The 16,863-nt window shown below is 51.3% G+C and carries 14 protein-coding genes and 3 pseudogenes; 12 read left to right on the top strand and 5 right to left on the bottom strand.

From position 1 onward, the window contains the following. Positions 1 to 4 precede the first annotated feature (4 nt). A pseudogene (locus GEI7105_RS29600) lies at positions 5 to 610 on the top strand (Uma2 family endonuclease). Positions 611 to 706: 96 nt separating this feature from the next. On the opposite strand, the gene GEI7105_RS38330 reads toward GEI7105_RS29600, so the two are convergent. Then, complete coding sequence (locus GEI7105_RS38330; protein WP_017659921.1) at positions 707 to 862, bottom strand: hypothetical protein; 156 nt, start codon at positions 860 to 862, stop codon at positions 707 to 709. 76 nt (positions 863 to 938) lie between these two features. On the opposite strand from GEI7105_RS38330, the gene GEI7105_RS0107835 reads away from it, so the two are divergent. After that, the gene (locus GEI7105_RS0107835) at positions 939 to 1,355 is read left to right on the top strand and encodes an element excision factor XisH family protein (protein WP_017659920.1); all 417 of its coding nucleotides are present in this window, start codon (positions 939 to 941) and stop codon (positions 1,353 to 1,355) included. Further along, entirely contained in the window at positions 1,343 to 1,678 is a 336-nt protein-coding gene (locus GEI7105_RS0107830; protein ID WP_017659919.1) for a XisI protein, read from the top strand. The genes GEI7105_RS0107835 and GEI7105_RS0107830 overlap by 13 nt, the downstream gene beginning before the upstream one ends. Before the next feature lie 214 nt (positions 1,679 to 1,892). Here GEI7105_RS0107830 and GEI7105_RS29595 read toward each other — a convergent pair whose 3' ends face one another. Then, positions 1,893 to 2,288 carry a hypothetical protein gene (locus tag GEI7105_RS29595; protein ID WP_144053712.1) on the bottom strand — a complete coding sequence of 132 codons (396 nt, stop codon included), beginning with the start codon at positions 2,286 to 2,288 and terminating at the stop codon, positions 1,893 to 1,895. Between the two features lie 63 nt (positions 2,289 to 2,351). Next, on the bottom strand, positions 2,352 to 2,672 hold the full coding sequence (locus GEI7105_RS0107820; protein WP_017659917.1) for a hypothetical protein: 321 nt from the start codon (positions 2,670 to 2,672) through the stop codon (positions 2,352 to 2,354). A 55-nt stretch (positions 2,673 to 2,727) separates the two neighbouring features. Between GEI7105_RS0107820 and GEI7105_RS0107815 the strand changes: the two genes are divergently transcribed. The 4 genes from GEI7105_RS0107815 (at position 2,728) to GEI7105_RS0107800 (ending at position 8,590) form a co-directional block, all read left to right on the top strand. Beyond that, positions 2,728 to 3,972, top strand: coding sequence for a bifunctional folylpolyglutamate synthase/dihydrofolate synthase (locus GEI7105_RS0107815; RefSeq protein WP_017659916.1), 1,245 nt, complete (start codon positions 2,728 to 2,730; stop codon positions 3,970 to 3,972). A 1,021-nt stretch (positions 3,973 to 4,993) separates the two neighbouring features. Next, positions 4,994 to 6,565 carry an iron uptake porin gene (locus tag GEI7105_RS0107810; RefSeq protein WP_017659915.1) on the top strand — a complete coding sequence of 524 codons (1,572 nt, stop codon included), beginning with the start codon at positions 4,994 to 4,996 and terminating at the stop codon, positions 6,563 to 6,565. A gap of 113 nt (positions 6,566 to 6,678) precedes the next feature. Next, entirely contained in the window at positions 6,679 to 7,119 is a 441-nt protein-coding gene (locus GEI7105_RS0107805) for a ribosomal maturation YjgA family protein (RefSeq protein WP_017659914.1), read from the top strand. Positions 7,120 to 7,222: 103 nt separating this feature from the next. Beyond that, complete coding sequence (locus GEI7105_RS0107800) at positions 7,223 to 8,590, top strand: UDP-N-acetylmuramoyl-tripeptide--D-alanyl-D-alanine ligase (RefSeq protein WP_017659913.1); 1,368 nt, start codon at positions 7,223 to 7,225, stop codon at positions 8,588 to 8,590. 166 nt (positions 8,591 to 8,756) lie between these two features. Here the strand turns inward: GEI7105_RS0107800 and GEI7105_RS0107795 are convergent, their stop codons facing one another. Both GEI7105_RS0107795 and GEI7105_RS0107790 read right to left on the bottom strand, forming a co-directional pair. Next, positions 8,757 to 10,187 carry a GTP-binding protein gene (locus GEI7105_RS0107795; protein WP_017659912.1) on the bottom strand — a complete coding sequence of 477 codons (1,431 nt, stop codon included), beginning with the start codon at positions 10,185 to 10,187 and terminating at the stop codon, positions 8,757 to 8,759. Between the two features lie 104 nt (positions 10,188 to 10,291). After that, positions 10,292 to 11,560 (bottom strand): Sll1247 family protein, encoded by a 1,269-nt coding sequence (locus GEI7105_RS0107790; RefSeq protein ID WP_017659911.1) that lies wholly within the window; start codon positions 11,558 to 11,560, stop codon positions 10,292 to 10,294. Positions 11,561 to 11,910: 350 nt separating this feature from the next. On the opposite strand from GEI7105_RS0107790, the gene tgt reads away from it, so the two are divergent. The 5 genes and pseudogenes from tgt to iscB all read left to right on the top strand — a co-directional run. After that, the gene (tgt, locus tag GEI7105_RS0107785) at positions 11,911 to 13,026 is read left to right on the top strand and encodes a tRNA guanosine(34) transglycosylase Tgt (RefSeq protein ID WP_017659910.1); all 1,116 of its coding nucleotides are present in this window, start codon (positions 11,911 to 11,913) and stop codon (positions 13,024 to 13,026) included. A gap of 89 nt (positions 13,027 to 13,115) precedes the next feature. Then, the gene (locus tag GEI7105_RS0107780) at positions 13,116 to 13,253 is read left to right on the top strand and encodes a photosystem II reaction center protein K (RefSeq protein WP_017659909.1); all 138 of its coding nucleotides are present in this window, start codon (positions 13,116 to 13,118) and stop codon (positions 13,251 to 13,253) included. Between the two features lie 280 nt (positions 13,254 to 13,533). Further along, positions 13,534 to 13,791 (top strand): annotated as a pseudogene (locus GEI7105_RS36925) (transposase); the annotation flags it as partial. A 457-nt stretch (positions 13,792 to 14,248) separates the two neighbouring features. Further along, complete coding sequence (locus GEI7105_RS0107770; protein WP_017659907.1) at positions 14,249 to 15,751, top strand: CIA30 family protein; 1,503 nt, start codon at positions 14,249 to 14,251, stop codon at positions 15,749 to 15,751. A 359-nt stretch (positions 15,752 to 16,110) separates the two neighbouring features. After that, positions 16,111 to 16,863: pseudogene (iscB, locus tag GEI7105_RS29585) on the top strand (RNA-guided endonuclease IscB); the annotation flags it as partial.

Below are 16,863 nucleotides of genomic sequence, written 5' to 3'. Positions count from 1 at the left end.
AACCATGCAAGCTCCTCCTCAGCATAAACCCCTCTTGCTCCAACTCCCCCATGAAATCGATCTAACGGTAACACCGGAGCAGTTTGCTGCTTTAGCTGCGGCCAATCGAGATCTGAGACTCGAACGTACAGCCACCGGACATCTCATTGTGAATCCACCAACGGGTAGCGAATCGGGGAAACGAAATGCGAAAATTATCACTCAACTTGGAGTTTGGGGTGAAGCCAACGAGGGACTTGGAGAATATTTTGACTCCTCAACTGGATTCGAGTTACCCAACGGGGCCAATCGATCGCCAGATGCTTCTTGGGTGTGTAAAGAGCGGTGGGAGGCTCTGACACCCGAGCAGAGAAAGGGGTTTGCACCGCTTTGTCCTGATTTTGTAATCGAACTGCGTTCGGAAACAGATCGTATTAACGATCTACGTGCCAAGATGCAAGAGTATATGGAAAATGGTACGCAGTTAGGTTGGTTAATCGATCCGCAAAATAGGAGAGTTGAAATTTATCGTGCAGGTCGATCGGTTGAAGTTTTATAAAATCCAAGTACGTTGTCGGTAGAGGCGATTTTGCCGGGGTTTGTACTCAAGTTACAACGGATTTTGGTTTAGTGGTTTTGGGGATGCGATCGAACAAGGCTGATGTGTTGCGACGTCGATAAATGGTAGGTCGTGACCCAAAATTTTGACCTCAGCGTAACGCACCGCTTATCGCGTGTCGGGGTGAAGGGTTTCCATCAGTTCGACGATGACATCGAGACTGCGATCGAGCATATAGAAAAAGTCTTCATACGTTACTGTTTCCTCCGGTTGGGGAACCGTTCCGTCTGCGCGTCCGATATCGATTCCGTAGCGATCGACCAAATCGACGCAAACCTAGTAGTCAAGTAGGATTGCTATACAATAAAATTGAGCCGATCGACGCTGAATTCTACTCTGTATGTCAGCCAAGGATGTCTATCACGATACAGTCAAGGTTGCTCTCACAAAAGACGGATGGGTCGTTACCCACGATCCCCTAGTGCTGGAGCTATCCTCGGGGCGACTTCAAATCGATCTCGGTGCCGAGAATTTGCTAGCAGCACAGCGAGACGATACCCAAATTGCTGTTGAAATCAAGAGTTTTTTAGCTCCCTCTCTGACATCAGAGTTTCACAGTGCGCTAGGTCAGTTTCTCAACTATCGAGTGGTTTTGCAACGGAAAGACCCTAAGCGAGTTCTCTTTTTAGCGGTTCCAGTAAAAGTCTATCGCAACTTTTTTACAGGGGAGTTGGCTCAATTGAGTATTACTGAATATGGGGTCAGGCTGCTCGTTTTCGATCCCGTACAAGAGGAGGTTTTGGAATGGATCGACTAAACCAATACCGTCAGTGGATTCAGCAAGTTTTGACAGAGCATAGTAAGGTTAAACCTGCGTATGGAGAACTGGAGCAATTTACGGTTTTTGACACGCAGAACGATCGCTATCAGGTGGCGACAGTGGGTTGGGATGGAGATCGTCGAGTGTTTAGCTGTTTAGTTCATATCGATCTTAAGGGTGATAAGGTTTGGATTCAGTATGATGGGACTGAGGTGGGGATTGCCAATGAGTTGGTTGAATTAGGTATCCCTAAACAATCGATCGTGCTGGGTTTTCACGATCCTAATGCTCGTCGTTTCACAGAGTTTGCTGTGGGTTAAGGCGGATATGAGATCGTACTTTTAAATTCAATCTGGGTTTCCGTAGTGTAACGCACCGCTTATCGCGTGTCGGGTGAAGGGTTTCCATCAGTTCGACGATGACATCGAGACTGCGATCGAGCATATAGAAAAAGTCTTCATACGTTACTGTTTCCTCCGGTTGGGGAACCGTTCCGTTCCTCGGTCAGGACAGATCTAAGACTTACCCCGCTGTTTACCAGTAGGGGGTAGTACCTGATTCATCATATTCTTTTTCAATAGCCTCTAAATCAATTTCTTCTGGTGAAATCTTCCACTTTTTGGATTTCATGTGGTTAATCAACTCAGATGGCAGTCTGACGTGATAATTCTTGACATAGTAGTATAGGTCGTTGTACCAGAGCCAAGAACCATCTGTTAAGAGATGAGGAGCAACCTCAAAGTCAGAATCTGGATTCAGCACATCTCCCACGAAACCCAAGCATGTGATGAATATAATACCACTCTGAAGATAGGCAATAATCTCGTCTTCATGAGGTTGGACGGATTCTGATACTAGGTCAGAAAGCTTAACTCCATCTTCATCTCCCTGTGGTAACTCACGGTAACAACCTGCTATTTTTAGTTTCATAAAAATCTCCTCTCCAGATCCCCGGCATCTCCAAGATGCCGGGAATCTCATACGAAAACCCCATCACAGTCGATCGGCATCGAGGGTTTCTAAGAGTTCTACCATCACATCGAGACTGCGATCGAGCATATAGAAAAAGTCTTCATACGTTACTGTTTCCTCCGGTTGGGGAACCGTTCCGTCTGCGCGTCCGATATCGATTCCGTAGCGATCGACCAAATCGACGCAAGCCTCGTAGCTGCGAGAATTCAGATAGACATCGCAGGGTTGCCACATGGGAAGGCGAACGTCCGACGCTCGTACTGTGGAAGAATGAGAAAAAATCTGTACGATCGCCAACATGACGATACAGAGAACGCCGAGAAACCCGAGAACGTAGCGCATAGAAGTCGAGGAGAACGGGATACAATTCCCATTATCCGATCTCCATTATCGCTTCATGCTGGATTCGCTACTGCAACAGTTCGCTCGCTTCGGCGTTCATCTCGGACTCGATCGCATTCGGGAACTTCTCGCCGCCTTAGACAATCCCCATCACCGGGTTCCTATCGTTCACGTGGCGGGAACTAACGGAAAAGGTTCAGTTTGCGCCTATCTCAGTTCCGTTCTTACCGCCGCCGGATACCGAACTGGACGCTATACCTCGCCTCACCTTACCAGTTGGTGCGAACGAATTTGCATTGACGGAACGCCAATATCCGAATCTGAGTTTATCGCTACCGTCAAACGCGTTGCAGCGGCGATCGATCCCGCTAAACCCACGCCGACGCAATTTGAAATCGTTACCGCCGCCGCCTTTCTCTATTTCGCTGAGTCTAACGTAGATGTCGCCGTGTTGGAAGTGGGACTCGGCGGACGACTCGACGCCACCAACGTCTGCGATCGCCCCCTGGCTTGTGTTATTACGTCCATTAGTCGCGATCACTGGCAGCGGTTAGGATCGACTTTAGCTGAAATCGCCTTTGAAAAAGCGGGAATCCTCAAACCCGAACGTCCGGTCATTTTGGGAACGCTCCCCGACGACGCCGTTGCAGTGTTCGAACCCCGAATTGAGGAATTAAACTGTCCGGCGGTTTGGATTCAGCCAGCGACGCCACTCTCGGAAACCGAAGCCATTTACCAGGGATTACGCTATCCGCTTCCGCTTCCGGGGGATGTCCAGTTACTCAATTCTGCCTTAGCGATCGCCACCATCAAGCAGTTAAGACAGCAAGGCTGGGAAATTTCCGACGACGCGATTTGTCGGGGAATGCAACAGGCGCGTTGGCGAGGACGGTTGGAGTGGATAACCTGGCGAGAGCGTCGTATTTTGGTAGACGGAGCGCATAACCTGGCGTCGGCTGAGGTGTTGCGTCGCTATGTGGAGACGTTGAACACTCCGGTAACGTGGGTGATGGGAATTCTTTCGACGAAAGACGCGGAAGGGATTTTGAAAACCCTGTTGCGATCGCGCGACAGCGTTCGTTTCGTCCCCGTTCCGGGCCACAGTTTCACGCCGCCGGAAGACTTGCGACGGATGGCGATCGATCTCGAACTCGACCTCACTGGTGCGATCGACGATAACGTAGAAACGGCGTTAGTGGCGGCGTGTGAGGATGCTTCGCGGCTTCCCGTGTTGTGCGGTTCGTTATATCTCATCGGCGACTTTTTCGCCTCCTCTCCCGTCGAACAGGTTTCGGTTTAAATTCCCGTTCGTTAAAACATGGGTCGGTTGGGGAACTTCAGCTTTAAAATTGCCATCTCGCCACGTTTAATCCCTCTTCTGTCATCTTCGGAATGAAAATTTCGATCGCAGCCGTTTAATCCTTGTCAAGGGGAGGTTTGAGAGATCTTTCAACTCGAATCCTACAATTTGTAGACTTTTGGCTACTATAGCAACTCTAAATCAGTTGTGTAACAAAATTGAGACAAAAAGGGAATCGGGAACGGAGAACGGGAAATCAGATTTTTTCCGGTGTTTTAATTTTTGACGACCCATTTGAGACTGCTATAAAACGGTGCATCTCACTTTTGCACCCGGAACCCCACCCATCCTCCCCTTACTAAGGGGAGGTTCCGAAGGACGTTCGGCGAGCGCTCAGTCGAGGCGCGGAGGGGTCGTTCTACGAAATTGAGATGCACCCCTGCTATAAAATCTCTCAAATTTGAACCCTTCAAGATGTTCGGAGTTTTTTTCTAATCGGAACTCACCCCGATCTAACAAAAGAGGGACAATTCTTGTAAAACAGTCCTTTATATGAGTTTTTGCGTTTTGTGTTAATATTTAATTTGCTATAGCAGTCCCAAATGAGTCATCAAAATTATAACACCAGAAAAAATATGATTCTTTGTTTCCCTTTTTGTCTCAATTTAGTTATACAACTAATTTAGAGTTGCTATACATTTTTGTTAATTTATAAACATTATTTTAAATTCATTCAAACTATTTAAATTGACGCATTAATTCAATTTAATGCGATATTTTTTGTGCTTATTTTTTTATTATAAATTGTGCGATTTAAAAATTTGGATTTGCGTTTGAACTGGTGAAACTCCGACAAAAAAGACCCAGTTAACCATTCCCCCTGCACGCAATTCGCTATTCGCGCTTGGCGGTAAACAGTTGTTGCGATTTATGCCAATGGCTTTCAAATTAGCTGTATTTCGTTATACAGTTATACAAAACATCACTTAAAAAGTATAGATCGATTGGAGAACTCTATTCGGTGAACCCCTTTCGTTTTAAACGTTTCCTCGCCCAGCCTTTCATCGTCACGGCTACCCTTCTCGCCTCGACTCACCTGGCGGCCGCCCAAGTGACCTCAGTTTCGCAACTATCCGACGTAGAGCCGACGGACTGGGCATTTCAAGCCTTGCAATCCCTTGCCGAACGCTATGGTTGTATCGCGGGTTATCCCGATCGCACCTATGACGGTCACAACGCGATAACGCGCTACGAATTCGCGGCCGGATTGAACGCCTGTCTCGATCGCATCGTGGGAACCGTCGGAAACGGCGAGGCGATCGCACCGACCGATCTCGCCACAGTACGCCGCTTACAAGACGAATTCGCAGCCGAACTGTCCGCCTTGCGCGGCCGGGTCGAGGGTCTCGAATCCCGCATCAGTCAACTCGAGTCCGATACCTTCTCCACCACCACCAAACTGCAAGGCGAAATAGCCTTCGTCCTGGCCGACGCTTGGGGAGGAAACGGCATTTCCGACGACGACAACGACGTCCAAACCGTCTTCTACAACCGGGGTCGTCTCAACTTCTTCACCAGCTTTACGGGGCGCGATCGCCTCACCACCCGCATCCAATTTGGCAACCTGGGCAACACCTTCGCCGACGAACTTCACACCAACGAAGGCCGCTTGACCTTCGACGGCGACAACGACGACGCTGCCATTCTCCACCGACTGCACTACGCCTTCCCCGTCACCGACGACCTCCACGTCACGCTCATGGCCAACGTCGGCGCACACCTGTTTTACTCCGATACCTTCAACCCAGGACTCGACAGCGGAAACGGCGTGACGGGGGCGCTTTCCCGATTTGCCGAACGCAACGCCATCTACAATAGCGGTGCTGGCGGTAAAGGGATCGGCGTGCGCTACCGCCTTAACGATGTTTTAGAAATTTCAGCGGGATATCTGGCCCGAGGCGGTAACGATCCCAACGCGGGATCGGGACTCTTTAACGGGAACTACTCCGCCTTGGGTCAAATAGTCCTCGAGCCGACAAACCGCTTGAAATTCGGGTTCACTTACGTCCACGCCTACGACGTTTCGGAGGGACGGCGGTTTGGATGGGGCGGAACGGGAACGAATTTAGGAATCCTGTCGCCGAGTGCGTTAGATGCAGCCGTTTCGGGCCTGACAGAATCTCAACTGACGACGGGAGTTGTCAGCCACTCCTACGGTCTCCAAGCCTCGTGGAACCCGTCTCGGCAGTTCCGTATCAGTGCCTGGGGAGGGTTCACCGATGCGAGTTTAGTGGGGTTGGGAGATGCCGAAATCTGGAACTACGCCCTCGCGCTGTCGTTCCCCGATTTGGGACTTCCGGGGAATTTGGGCGCGATTATCGTCGGTGCCGAACCCTATCTCGGGAGTCTGGACGTGCCGGGAGATACGGATTTCGAGAACGACGTACCCTGGCATATCGAAGGGTTGTATAAAATTCAGCTTTCAGAAAACCTTGCCGTCACGCCAGGATTTATCTGGTTGGTGAATCCGAACCAGAACAGCGATAATGAAGGAATTTTCATCGGGACGCTGCGAACGACCTTCACCTTCTAAGGGGTTGTCGCGATTTGTCGCGGTTGTAGTCTCAGGTGCGAGAGGGTCTCTGCGGAAATCCCGAATTTGGTTTTGAATGGAGAGGGGAGATCGCCAGTGAGATCGTCGCCAACATGAGATTTCGTACCGACCGCAACCGAAGACTCTATAACTACCGCAAAGCTCTCGCTGTGGCTTTAGCGGTATCTGTTCCCTTGGGACTGTGGACAAAAGCCCATCGAGGAGTCTGGCAAGCCTGGATAAACGGGTTTGCAGGAGCGATCGTGTACGAGATGTTTTTCATTTTTCTGATTTCCTTCTTGTTTCCCGAACTCGAAGCCTGGGCGATCGCCGTAGCAGTGTTTGTCCTCACTTGTCTGTTAGAGTTTTTGCAACTGTGGAATCCACCGCTACTGGCTGCGTTGCGAGAGATGGTTATCGGTAAACTATTTCTGGGGAGTACCTTCGCCTGGTGGGATTTTCCTCACTATCTCCTCGGTTGTCTCCTCGGTGGGTCGATCGTGTTCGCGCTCCAAGCTAAAATCTTAACGCCGAAACAGTCCGATCGCCTGTAGCAGTCACTTTTACAGTCACCAGTCACCAGTGAAGACAGTTAACAGTTAACAGTTTCTCCCCTGCTCACCCTCTCCTCTTCCCCGTTCCCTCTCCCCTGTCACCATGCACATCGCCCTCTGTCAAATCGCAGACGTTCTCTCCGCCAAGTCGCACGGGATAACGAACGCCCGCTTCGAGACGCCATGCACGGGAATCTCCACCGACAGTCGCAGTGTCGAACCGGGGAATCTATTCGTGGCGTTAGAAGGGGAAACCTTTGACGGTCACGATTTCGTATGGAAAGCGATCGAGCTTGGCGCGATCGCCGTCGTGGTTCGCCGTCGCAATCCCGATCCGAGTCTGCCTCAACTGGTCGTTTCTAATACTCTGACCGCTTATCAAACGTTAGGACGCTGGTGGCGAGACATTCATGCGATTCCTGTGGTGGCGGTGACGGGTTCGGTGGGAAAAACCACGACGAAAGAACTGATTGCAGCCATCTTAGAGACGCAGGGTCAGGTTTTAAAAACTCAAGCGAATTACAACAACGAAATCGGCGTTCCGAAAACCCTGTTGCAACTAACGCCCCAACACGATTACGCGGTCGTTGAAATGGCAATGCGGGGGCGCGGACAAATTGCCGAACTGACGCACATTGCACGTCCGACGGTCGCGGTAATTACGAACGTGGGAACGGCACACATCGGCTTGTTGGGGTCGCGGGAAGCGATCGCTGAGGCGAAATGCGAGCTGTTGGCAGAAATGCCTTCGGATGGGGTGGCGGTTCTCAATTACGACAATCCGTTGTTGATGGAAACGGCTTCGCGGGTTTGGTCGGGAAAAACGGTGACGTTTGGCTTAGAGGGAGGCGATTTGTGCGGAACCCTCGTGGATATGGATACGTTGAAATTAGAGGGCGATCGCTATCGACTACCGCTTCCGGGCCGTCACAACGCCTTGAATATGCTGGCCGCGTTGGCGGTGGCGCGAGTTCTGGGGATCGATCTGGCCCCGTTGCGAGACGGACTGACGGTAGATCTACCGGGAGGGCGAGCGAAACGGTACGAACTTCCCAACGATATCGTGCTTCTCGATGAAAGTTATAACGCCGGATTGGAGTCGATGTTGGCGTCGTTGGAAATGCTGGTGCAGACACCGGGAACGCGTCGGATTGCGGTGTTGGGAACGATGCGGGAGTTAGGCGATCGCGCTTTGGAGTTTCACCGAGAGGTTGGAGAACGGGTCAAGGCGCTAAATCTAGACGCGCTGTTCGTGTTGGCGGAAGCCCCAGAAGCCGAGGCGATGGTGTCGGGAGCGCAGGGGACTCCCTTCGTGGATTGGGAAAATTTAGACTCGAAGCAAGCTCGGGAGCGGTTGGCGAAACGATTGCGGGAGTTCGTAAAGCCGGGCGATCGCATTTTGTTTAAGGCATCTCGTTCGGTTCTACTCGATCGCGTCGTGAGCTTATTGAAACAGGAGTTCGATTCGTAGCGACTGTCTTGATGGAATAGGTCGCACCTACTCAACCTATCCCCAACTTAGAGTTTTACCACAGTGAGATGCCCCCCTCTGTGTCCTCTGTGTCTCTGTGGTGAAAGATTTGTTGAAACCCAGCATCAAGGAAATGAAAAGTTCAATTCTCCTCCTTGTCCGCACCTCACCCCACTAATTTTTGCTGTAACTCGTCCTTAATCTGGCTGAGAATCGAGGTTTCGTCAAGGGAATCCAAAATCTGACGCACCACGGCTTTCGGTCCTTCTGGCCCCCAAGACGCGCCGTTGGCGAAATAGGTTTTCGCCACTTGACCGATTCCGTAAGTCGACACTCCCGCAACGCTGGCTTGAGTCACGGCTACGGAAACGTAACCGCCGAATGCGATCCCTCCAGTTATGGGAGTGGCGACGCCAAACACGCTCTTCAAGCCGCTTAACCCCAAGTTCGCCAGGAGTTCGCTGGCGCTAATTCCCCCCATACTCAGGGCGATTTTCTGAAGCAGGTCGATCGCCCCGGTTTGCGTCATGGGAAGTCCGTACAACCGCGACAGGGAGAGCAACAACGCCACGTCAATGGTGGCGGCGGTGAGGATGTCTACCACCGTCACCGGGTTGAGGGCGATCGCCAAGGATTTCGCCATGACCGCGTTCCAGATAATCTGATTGGCGCTGCGATCGCGAATGTCCATTTTGCGCCGTACCACTTGTTCGTTCACTTCGTCGGCGTACAGCATACTATTGAGCGCGACGAGCGATTTTCCTTCGCGAACGAGAATATCGAGAATTTTCAGCTTCAACTCGTCCACTTGAGGCGTTCCCGGTTGCAGCGTCACCCCCGTACTTCCATCGGGACGACGCACAGCCGTCGCCACCAACGGCGAAGCGGCGGCCATGACGATACGATCGCGCGTTAACAGTTGGCGAACCCGCTTGTTACGAACTTGCTCGTAAATGGCGTAAGCGTCGGCTTCAGGATACTGGTCGATTTTATTAAACACCAAAATCAACGGTTTCCCCGCCTCGCGTATCTGCACCAAGGCGTCGTATTCGACTTGCGTTAAATCGCCGGAAATGACGAACAAAATCAAATCGGCGCGTTTGGCGATGCGATGGGCCAGTTCGGCGCGGGTTTCGCCATCGACTTCATCGAGTCCCGGTGTATCTACCAGTTCGATACGGGAGGTTCCCACGCTCGGAAGCGACACCTGTAACACGTCGTCTAAGCCATCGCCGAGGCTGTCCCGCGTCAGCGTCCAATCCACGCTTTGACTGGTTTGAGTGACGCCGTGCAACGGCCCGGTTTCAAAAACGGGTTTTCCCACGAGAGCGTTGAGCAGCGAAGATTTTCCCCGTCCCACCATTCCGAAAGCGGCGATTTGTACCACGTCGGATTCGAGTTTGTCGAGGGTCGATTCTAAGCCGCGAATTTGTTCTTCTAACCCCATTCGTTCGCGATCGCTCAAATCCAAGCGATCGACCAACTCGTGCAGGGCGTTTTTAGCCTGTTTGTAGTGCAGTTCGGCTTGAATATCGGCAAAACTAAAAATGGCTTCGTCGAGTTCTCGTTCGAAGTCTGATGAACGGCGAGACGACATAATCAGTGGAGAGGGAAGAGTGGAGAGGGGAGAGTATCGAAGATTGGGGAGTCCTAACCTTCGAGGGAACGGCTCTGTTTGGAATCGAGTTTCTGTGTTCGATCTTAAGATGCCTGACTGAGAACCGACAAGTCTGCCGAGCCGAAGTTGGTACTCAGTGCCACTTGCAGGTTTTCGAGGGATTTGATGAGCCACTGAACGGCTTCGCGCGTCGAGCGATCGTAGTGATCGAACAGGATAGAAAAACGTTTTTCCAGGTGAGGGCGCACTTTTCGGCAAATCAGCAGAATTTTGAGCAGTAACGCCATCACGAACGTCGGCCCGATGTTTGACAACAGGTCGATCAAAACGTAGTGGTTGGGATTTTGGGGGCTTTCCACCACCAAGAAGTTCAACAACTGGCTACAGGTGCGAATAATCAAAAAGTCTGTCGGTTTTTGGTTGTCGCACTGAGGTAGCGTATTCATCAGATGTTGGTACAGTTTTTCGTAAAACTGCCGCTTGCCGTATTCTTCATCGACCGTGGTGATGAGATACTCGAACAAGTCTTCTTTGAACTCCCTGTAGGTGCGAGTTTGGCTGGTGTGGGTGCGGAAGTTTTGCGCCAAGTCTTTGTAAGTGTAAGATCCTTCGGCGCGTCCGGCGAACTGCTTGACCGCTAGATAGAGTTCGCGATCGTCGAGTAACGTCGGGTTGCGAACGGGCTTGATAATGCGCTTGTTGTAGAGCAGTTTGGGGTTTTGACGAGCGAGTTGCGCCCGTCGAACCTTGTAGGTGACGTACTTTGACAGGTGGATTTCGTACTGTCGTTGTTTCTGGGCTTGAAGCTGTTTGATTGTTTGTTGGTGTTCGTAGCTGCTGCTGTCGCTGAGCAGAGAGTGGTTGTAGAGATAGGGATACCGCCCGATCAAGCTGCTGAGGGGTCGCTGTTCGGGGGGTTGGCTACGATCTTCGGTGCGATCGACGACGCGAACGAGCCGTTGAAGCGTGACGAACTCTTCGCTTTGTTTGAATTGACTTAGTAGTAACTGCAACCGTCGGGCGTCTCGCGATTGCATCCGACGTTCTCCCGAGCGATCGATGGCGCTCACGAGCTGAGGAATGGCAGCTTGGGACTTCGTGTCCATCTGCCAGTGGTTGATGAGAATGTGGCAGCAACGGTTGAGGACGCTGTTAAATTCTCGCTCGGCTTCGTCGATTTTAGAAATTTGATGGACGATCGCTGAAATTTCGGGATCGGGATATCCCGACCCTTGTACGAACAGGGAGCGAAAACGATCGAGAAGCCGGTCTGGTTGCTCGACCTTCACTAAATCGAGCAAATGCTCGTAAAGCGCTTGCTCGGAAGCGTATAAATCGTCGGATTTAGCCATGGTTTGGTTAGCCCCCTTCGACCTCAGCAGCAGGACAACATACGAGACCTACTCTGAGTCGGTTTTCGAGACGGTTGCACGATTGGGTCACAGCAATCCCCACGATATTAACTTATCATGCTTATCGCATCATGATACTGCGATCGCGGAAAAAGTATCCGAAATCGAGCGATGAAAGAAACGTAAACTGAAGTTACCGTTCGCTCCCTTAAACTATAGCAACTCGTTAGGGAAGCGGCGACTACCCGTTTCGTTCGTATTGGGGAGTCTCGATCGCAGAAACGGTCTCTGTGGCTTTCGCGCTAGAATAGGCGTCGTTTTTGTAAACTTTTGTAGAAAAAGGCTAACTTTTGAGCGATCGATTTAGTTATCACTGTCAAGCCCAGTGTCCGGAAACGGGGGCGCGAGCCGGAGTGTTCGTCACGCCTCACGGGATTGTGGAAACGCCGCGCTTTATGCCGGTGGGAACGCTGGCCAACGTCAAAACTTTAACGCCCGACCAACTGCAATCGACGGGGGCGCAGATGGTGCTGGCGAACACCTATCACCTGCACTTGCAACCGGGAGAGCAAATTGTCTCGGGTGCGGGGGGGCTGCATCAGTTTATGGCGTGGGACAGCCCGATTTTAACAGATTCGGGCGGATTTCAGGTATTTAGCCTCAGCGAGATGCGATCGATTACGGAAGACGGCGTGACGTTTCGATCGCCCCGCGACGGTTCGATAATTCACCTGACTCCCGAACGATCGATCGCTATCCAAAACGCCCTCGGTGCTGATGTAATTATGGCCTTCGACGAATGCCCCCCCTACCCAGCAACCCCCGAAGCCGTGGAACTGGCGACCGCACGCACCGAACGCTGGCTCAAACGCTGTATCGACGCACACAAAAATACAGAAGAGCAAGCGTTGTTCGGGATCGTACAAGGTGGGGTGTACCCCGAGTTACGGGCGAAAGCGGCGCAGTCGCTGCAAGCCTTGGATTTACCCGGTTACGCCATCGGCGGTGTCAGCGTTGGGGAACCCCCCGAACTCATCGAGAAGATCGTGAAAGCGACGACCCCTTTACTGCCAGAAAACAAACCCCGCTATCTAATGGGGGTGGGAACCTATCGAGAAATGGCACAGGCGATCGCAGCGGGGATCGATTTGTTCGATTGCGTCATTCCCACGCGGTTGGGGCGACATGGGGCGGCGTTCGTCAAGGGCGAGCGGTGGAACCTCAAAAACGCCAAGTTCCGAGAAGATTATCGCCCTCTCGACGAAACCTGTTCCTGTTATACTTGTCAGAATTTCACGCGGGCTTATCTGTGCCACTTGGTGCGCTCTCAGGAACTGTTAGCGTATACGCTGCTTTCGTTACACAACGTTACGGAGCTGATTCGCTTTACCCAACATATTCGCCAAGCCATTCTAGAAGGACGATTCGCCACGGAGTTCGCCCCTTGGTTGTCGAGTTCGGCTTAACGTAACGTTACATTTCCAGCGACAGGAAGCACTTATGTTAATATTTGTTTGAATTATGAGAAAACCTGTCGATCGAAGGATTTAACAACATGGAAGCAGCTCTGCTTTTTGCCAAACTGCCCGAAGCGTATCAAATTTTCGATCCCCTCGTGGACGTTCTTCCGATTATTCCGGTATTCTTCCTGCTGTTAGCGTTCGTTTGGCAAGCCGCCGTGGGTTTCAGATAAACGGTTTGTGTTGGCAATTTCCGATATTCCAGAAAAGCCTGTTCGGGAGAGCAGGCTTTTTTTCAGCGAACGACGAGCAGTCAACAGCGCAGGAACCCGAATCTCAAACTGTGCGCCCAACTCTACAAGCCTCTCTCTGTGTTCTCTGTGCCTCTGTGGTGCAGAAAATTTTTCGAGATTTGGGATTGACAAAACACATCAAATATGTAGGGCTTGATGAAAAGAAGTGAAAAGCTTACGGAGTAGGGCTTAGAGGAGTCTAGATGTGACGTCAAGAGCCCGAAAAAGAGGAATTCGTCTGAGTGGTCTGCCTTTGGGAAGACCGCCTAAAAAGGTGAGCAAAGAACAGAAAAGACAAGAACGAGAAGATGAGAGAGTTCGGAACGAAATTGAGGGTAAATTTGGACAAGGAAAACGGAGATTTGGTTTGGGGCGAGTCATGACTAAACTGGCTCAAACATCAGAAACCTCAATCTCCCTCACATTTTTAGTGATGAATTTGGTGAAGCTGCTGAGGCAGTTTTACTGTCTTTTTTTGTGTCAAATTTCCCAAAACTCCGAGTTAGCGTCTCCAATCATTAGGATGAGTTATGTCAAGCTAGTTTATACTCGAAAAACAGCTTATGCTGGCTCTTCCGAAGTTACTATGCGAGAAATCGCTGAAACTCTTACAGAGCAAGAGTTTTTGCTAAACTGTATAAAAAGGAAACTCAAATCGCGAAATCCCTTTCCAGATGGAGACTACAGGCATTTACCCTACATACCAAGGTCGGAAGAGCCCTTATGCTTAACTCTGTTCCATTTCTGGTCAACTTTCCATACCCTGTTTTTTGAAGTTATTCAGCAAGCCCTACATTAAATGACCAAAAATAATGGGATACAAGCCCCGCCCTGGAAGGACGGCTTTCTCTTTTCTCTGAATAAAAACAACACCATTTATTCAGAATGCTATCATAACGAGACCCCACAGTCGATCGCACCTCACCACAGTAATTATGGCCAACCCACCCCGCGAACCCTGGGATTTCGGGCGGTTTCTACAAACCCTCGGATTCTTCGGCGAAATTCCCTTCCTCGGCAACTTTAGATGGATACAGAAAAAACTCGGTATGCGCGACGACACCGCCATGACTCCCCCTAAACCCCCCGGTCTCGTTCTCGTCGTCGGGGCGACGGGAGGCGTCGGAAAGCGCGTCGTCAAACAACTGCAACAGCGCAACATCCCCGTTCGCGGTCTCGTTCGCGATGCCCGACGGGGGCGGGAACTCCTCGGAACCGACGTCGAACTCGTCGAAGCCGACATCACCGTTCCCGAAACCTTGAATTTCCGAGTGTTCGAGAACGTTCGCGCCGTCATCTGCTGTACCGGAACCCGCGTCCAGCCCGTCGAAGGGGACACCCCCACGCGCGAAAAATACTATCAAGGAGTGAAGTTCTACCTTCCCGAAGTCGTCGAAACCCCCGAATATATCGAATATCGCGGTATCGAAAACCTCGTCAACGCCGCGAAACCCTACCTCTGCCGCCGCCAAAACGAAAAAACGATTTTTGACTTCACCCGACCGATTCCTCGCTTCAACGACCTCTGGGGAGCCGTAGACGACGTGGTCATGGGCGGCGTCAGTAACAGCGACATTCACCAAATTCCCGGTGCGGCAGTTTTTAGTGGAAACGTGTCTACTGCCAATTCTGGCGGCTTCGCCTCCGTGCGTACCCAAGTCCTCGAAACGCCGTTAGACTTATCGCAATACGAAGGCATTCAACTGCGCCTGAAGGGAGACGGAAACCGCTACAAATTCATTCTTCGCAGCGATAACCAATGGGACGGTATCAGCTACGTTTACGGCTTCGATACGGTGTATAACATCCCGATGACCGTACGCGTGCCGTTTTCCGACCTCGTCCCCACCTTTCGCGCCAAAACCCTCGAGACGGACGAACCCTTTCCCGCCCATCGCATCACGGCATTTCAAATCATGTTGAGTAAGTTCGAGTTCGACGGAGCGCTCAATCCTAAGTTCAAACCCGGTTCGTTTCGCTTGGAACTCGAATCGATAAGTGCTTACGGTGGCGAAACGGTGCCGCAGTTCGTCATTGTGAGTTCGGCGGGGGTGACGCGTCCCGGTAAACCGGGGTTGAATTTAGAGGAAGAACCGCCAGCGGTGCGGATGAACGACCAGTTGGGGGGACTACTGACGTGGAAACTCGAAGGAGAAAACAGCCTTCGTAACAGCGGGATTCCCTATGCGATCGTTCGCCCCTGTGCGCTGACAGAAGAACCGGGGGGAAAACCTCTCGTCGCCGCCACGGGAGACACGATTAAGGGACAATGTACCCGCGACGATATCGCCGAACTCTGCGTGCGGGCCTTAGACCGTCCTGAAGCGACGAACGCAACGTTTGAGGTGAAACAAACCTCGGCAGATCGCGGCAAAATTCAGGATTGGAACGGCTTTTTTGAGAGTTTGAAAACACCCCGCGAACTCTCGTCTGTATAGTTTTTTGTGCGAATTCCCTCTTTTCTGAATCCGTTGGTATCATCGGGGCAAACGCACGCGATCGCGTTCGGTATTACGTTCGTCATCGCGTTGGGTAAAGAATTGAGGGAAAGACCGTCAGCACCCCCGGCTGAAGCACGGGGGCTTCGTGCCCCCCTTCAGGTAGCTGACCAGCTATCGCCTTAACTGGCTACGTTCAGAGCAAGAGTTAAAGTCCTACCCTGGAATGCTTGCTAGTTCCAGGCTCTAGAACTGAATTGTTAAACATCTCTAAGGGGTTTAAGGACGTGCAATTTGGAAAGTACCGACTCTGAACATTGGCGAAGCAAACATTACGGGCAATCAGAAGAGACGCAACAATGTCTAACCATGTTTTTGTTCTAGATACCAACCGTAAGCCGCTCACACCCTGTAAGCCAGGGGTAGCGCGGTCACTACTCAAGGTTGGGAAAGCGGCGGTATTTCGCCGTTATCCATTCACTATCATCCTGAAAAAGGAGGTTGAGGCTGACCCCGAGCCTGTCGAACTTAAGTTAGACCCAGGCTCTAAAGTTACTGGAATTGCCCTGAAACAAGGGAATCAAATCATCTTTGGTGCTCAGTTGCAGCATCGAGGGCAGCAGATTAAAGCTGCATTACTATCCCGCCGTCAATTGCGGCGCGGTAGACGGAATCGCAAAACTCGCTATCGGCAGGCACGATTCTTGAATCGGGCACGCCCTGCTGGTTGGCTTGCACCCAGTTTGCAACACCGAGTCTTGACTACGATGACCTGGGTGAATCGGCTCCGCAAGCTTGCACCTATCGGTTCAATTGCGATGGAACTGGTGCGGTTTGACATGCAAAAGATGCAGAACCCCGAGGTGTCTGGGGTTGAGTATCAGCAAGGCGAATTGCAGGGCTACGAAGTCCGAGAATATCTTCTAGAGAAATGGGAACGGAAATGTTCATACTGTGGTGCTGAGAATGTACCGTTAGAAGTCGAGCATATTCTTGCCCGCTCAAAGGGTGGCTCCGACCGCGTTTCAAATCTCTGCCTTGCCTGCAAACCTTGCAACCAAGCGAAGGGAATCAGGATGTTCGGGACTTTCTATCAGGCAAACCTGACTTAC

Origin of the sequence: Baaleninema simplex PCC 7105 (assembly GCF_000332355.1) — a bacterium.
Taxonomy (GTDB): domain Bacteria; phylum Cyanobacteriota; class Cyanobacteriia; order Cyanobacteriales; family Geitlerinemataceae; genus Baaleninema; species Baaleninema simplex.
Note: the sequence above shows the minus strand (reverse complement) of the source record. Positions and strands in the feature narration are given on the sequence as shown.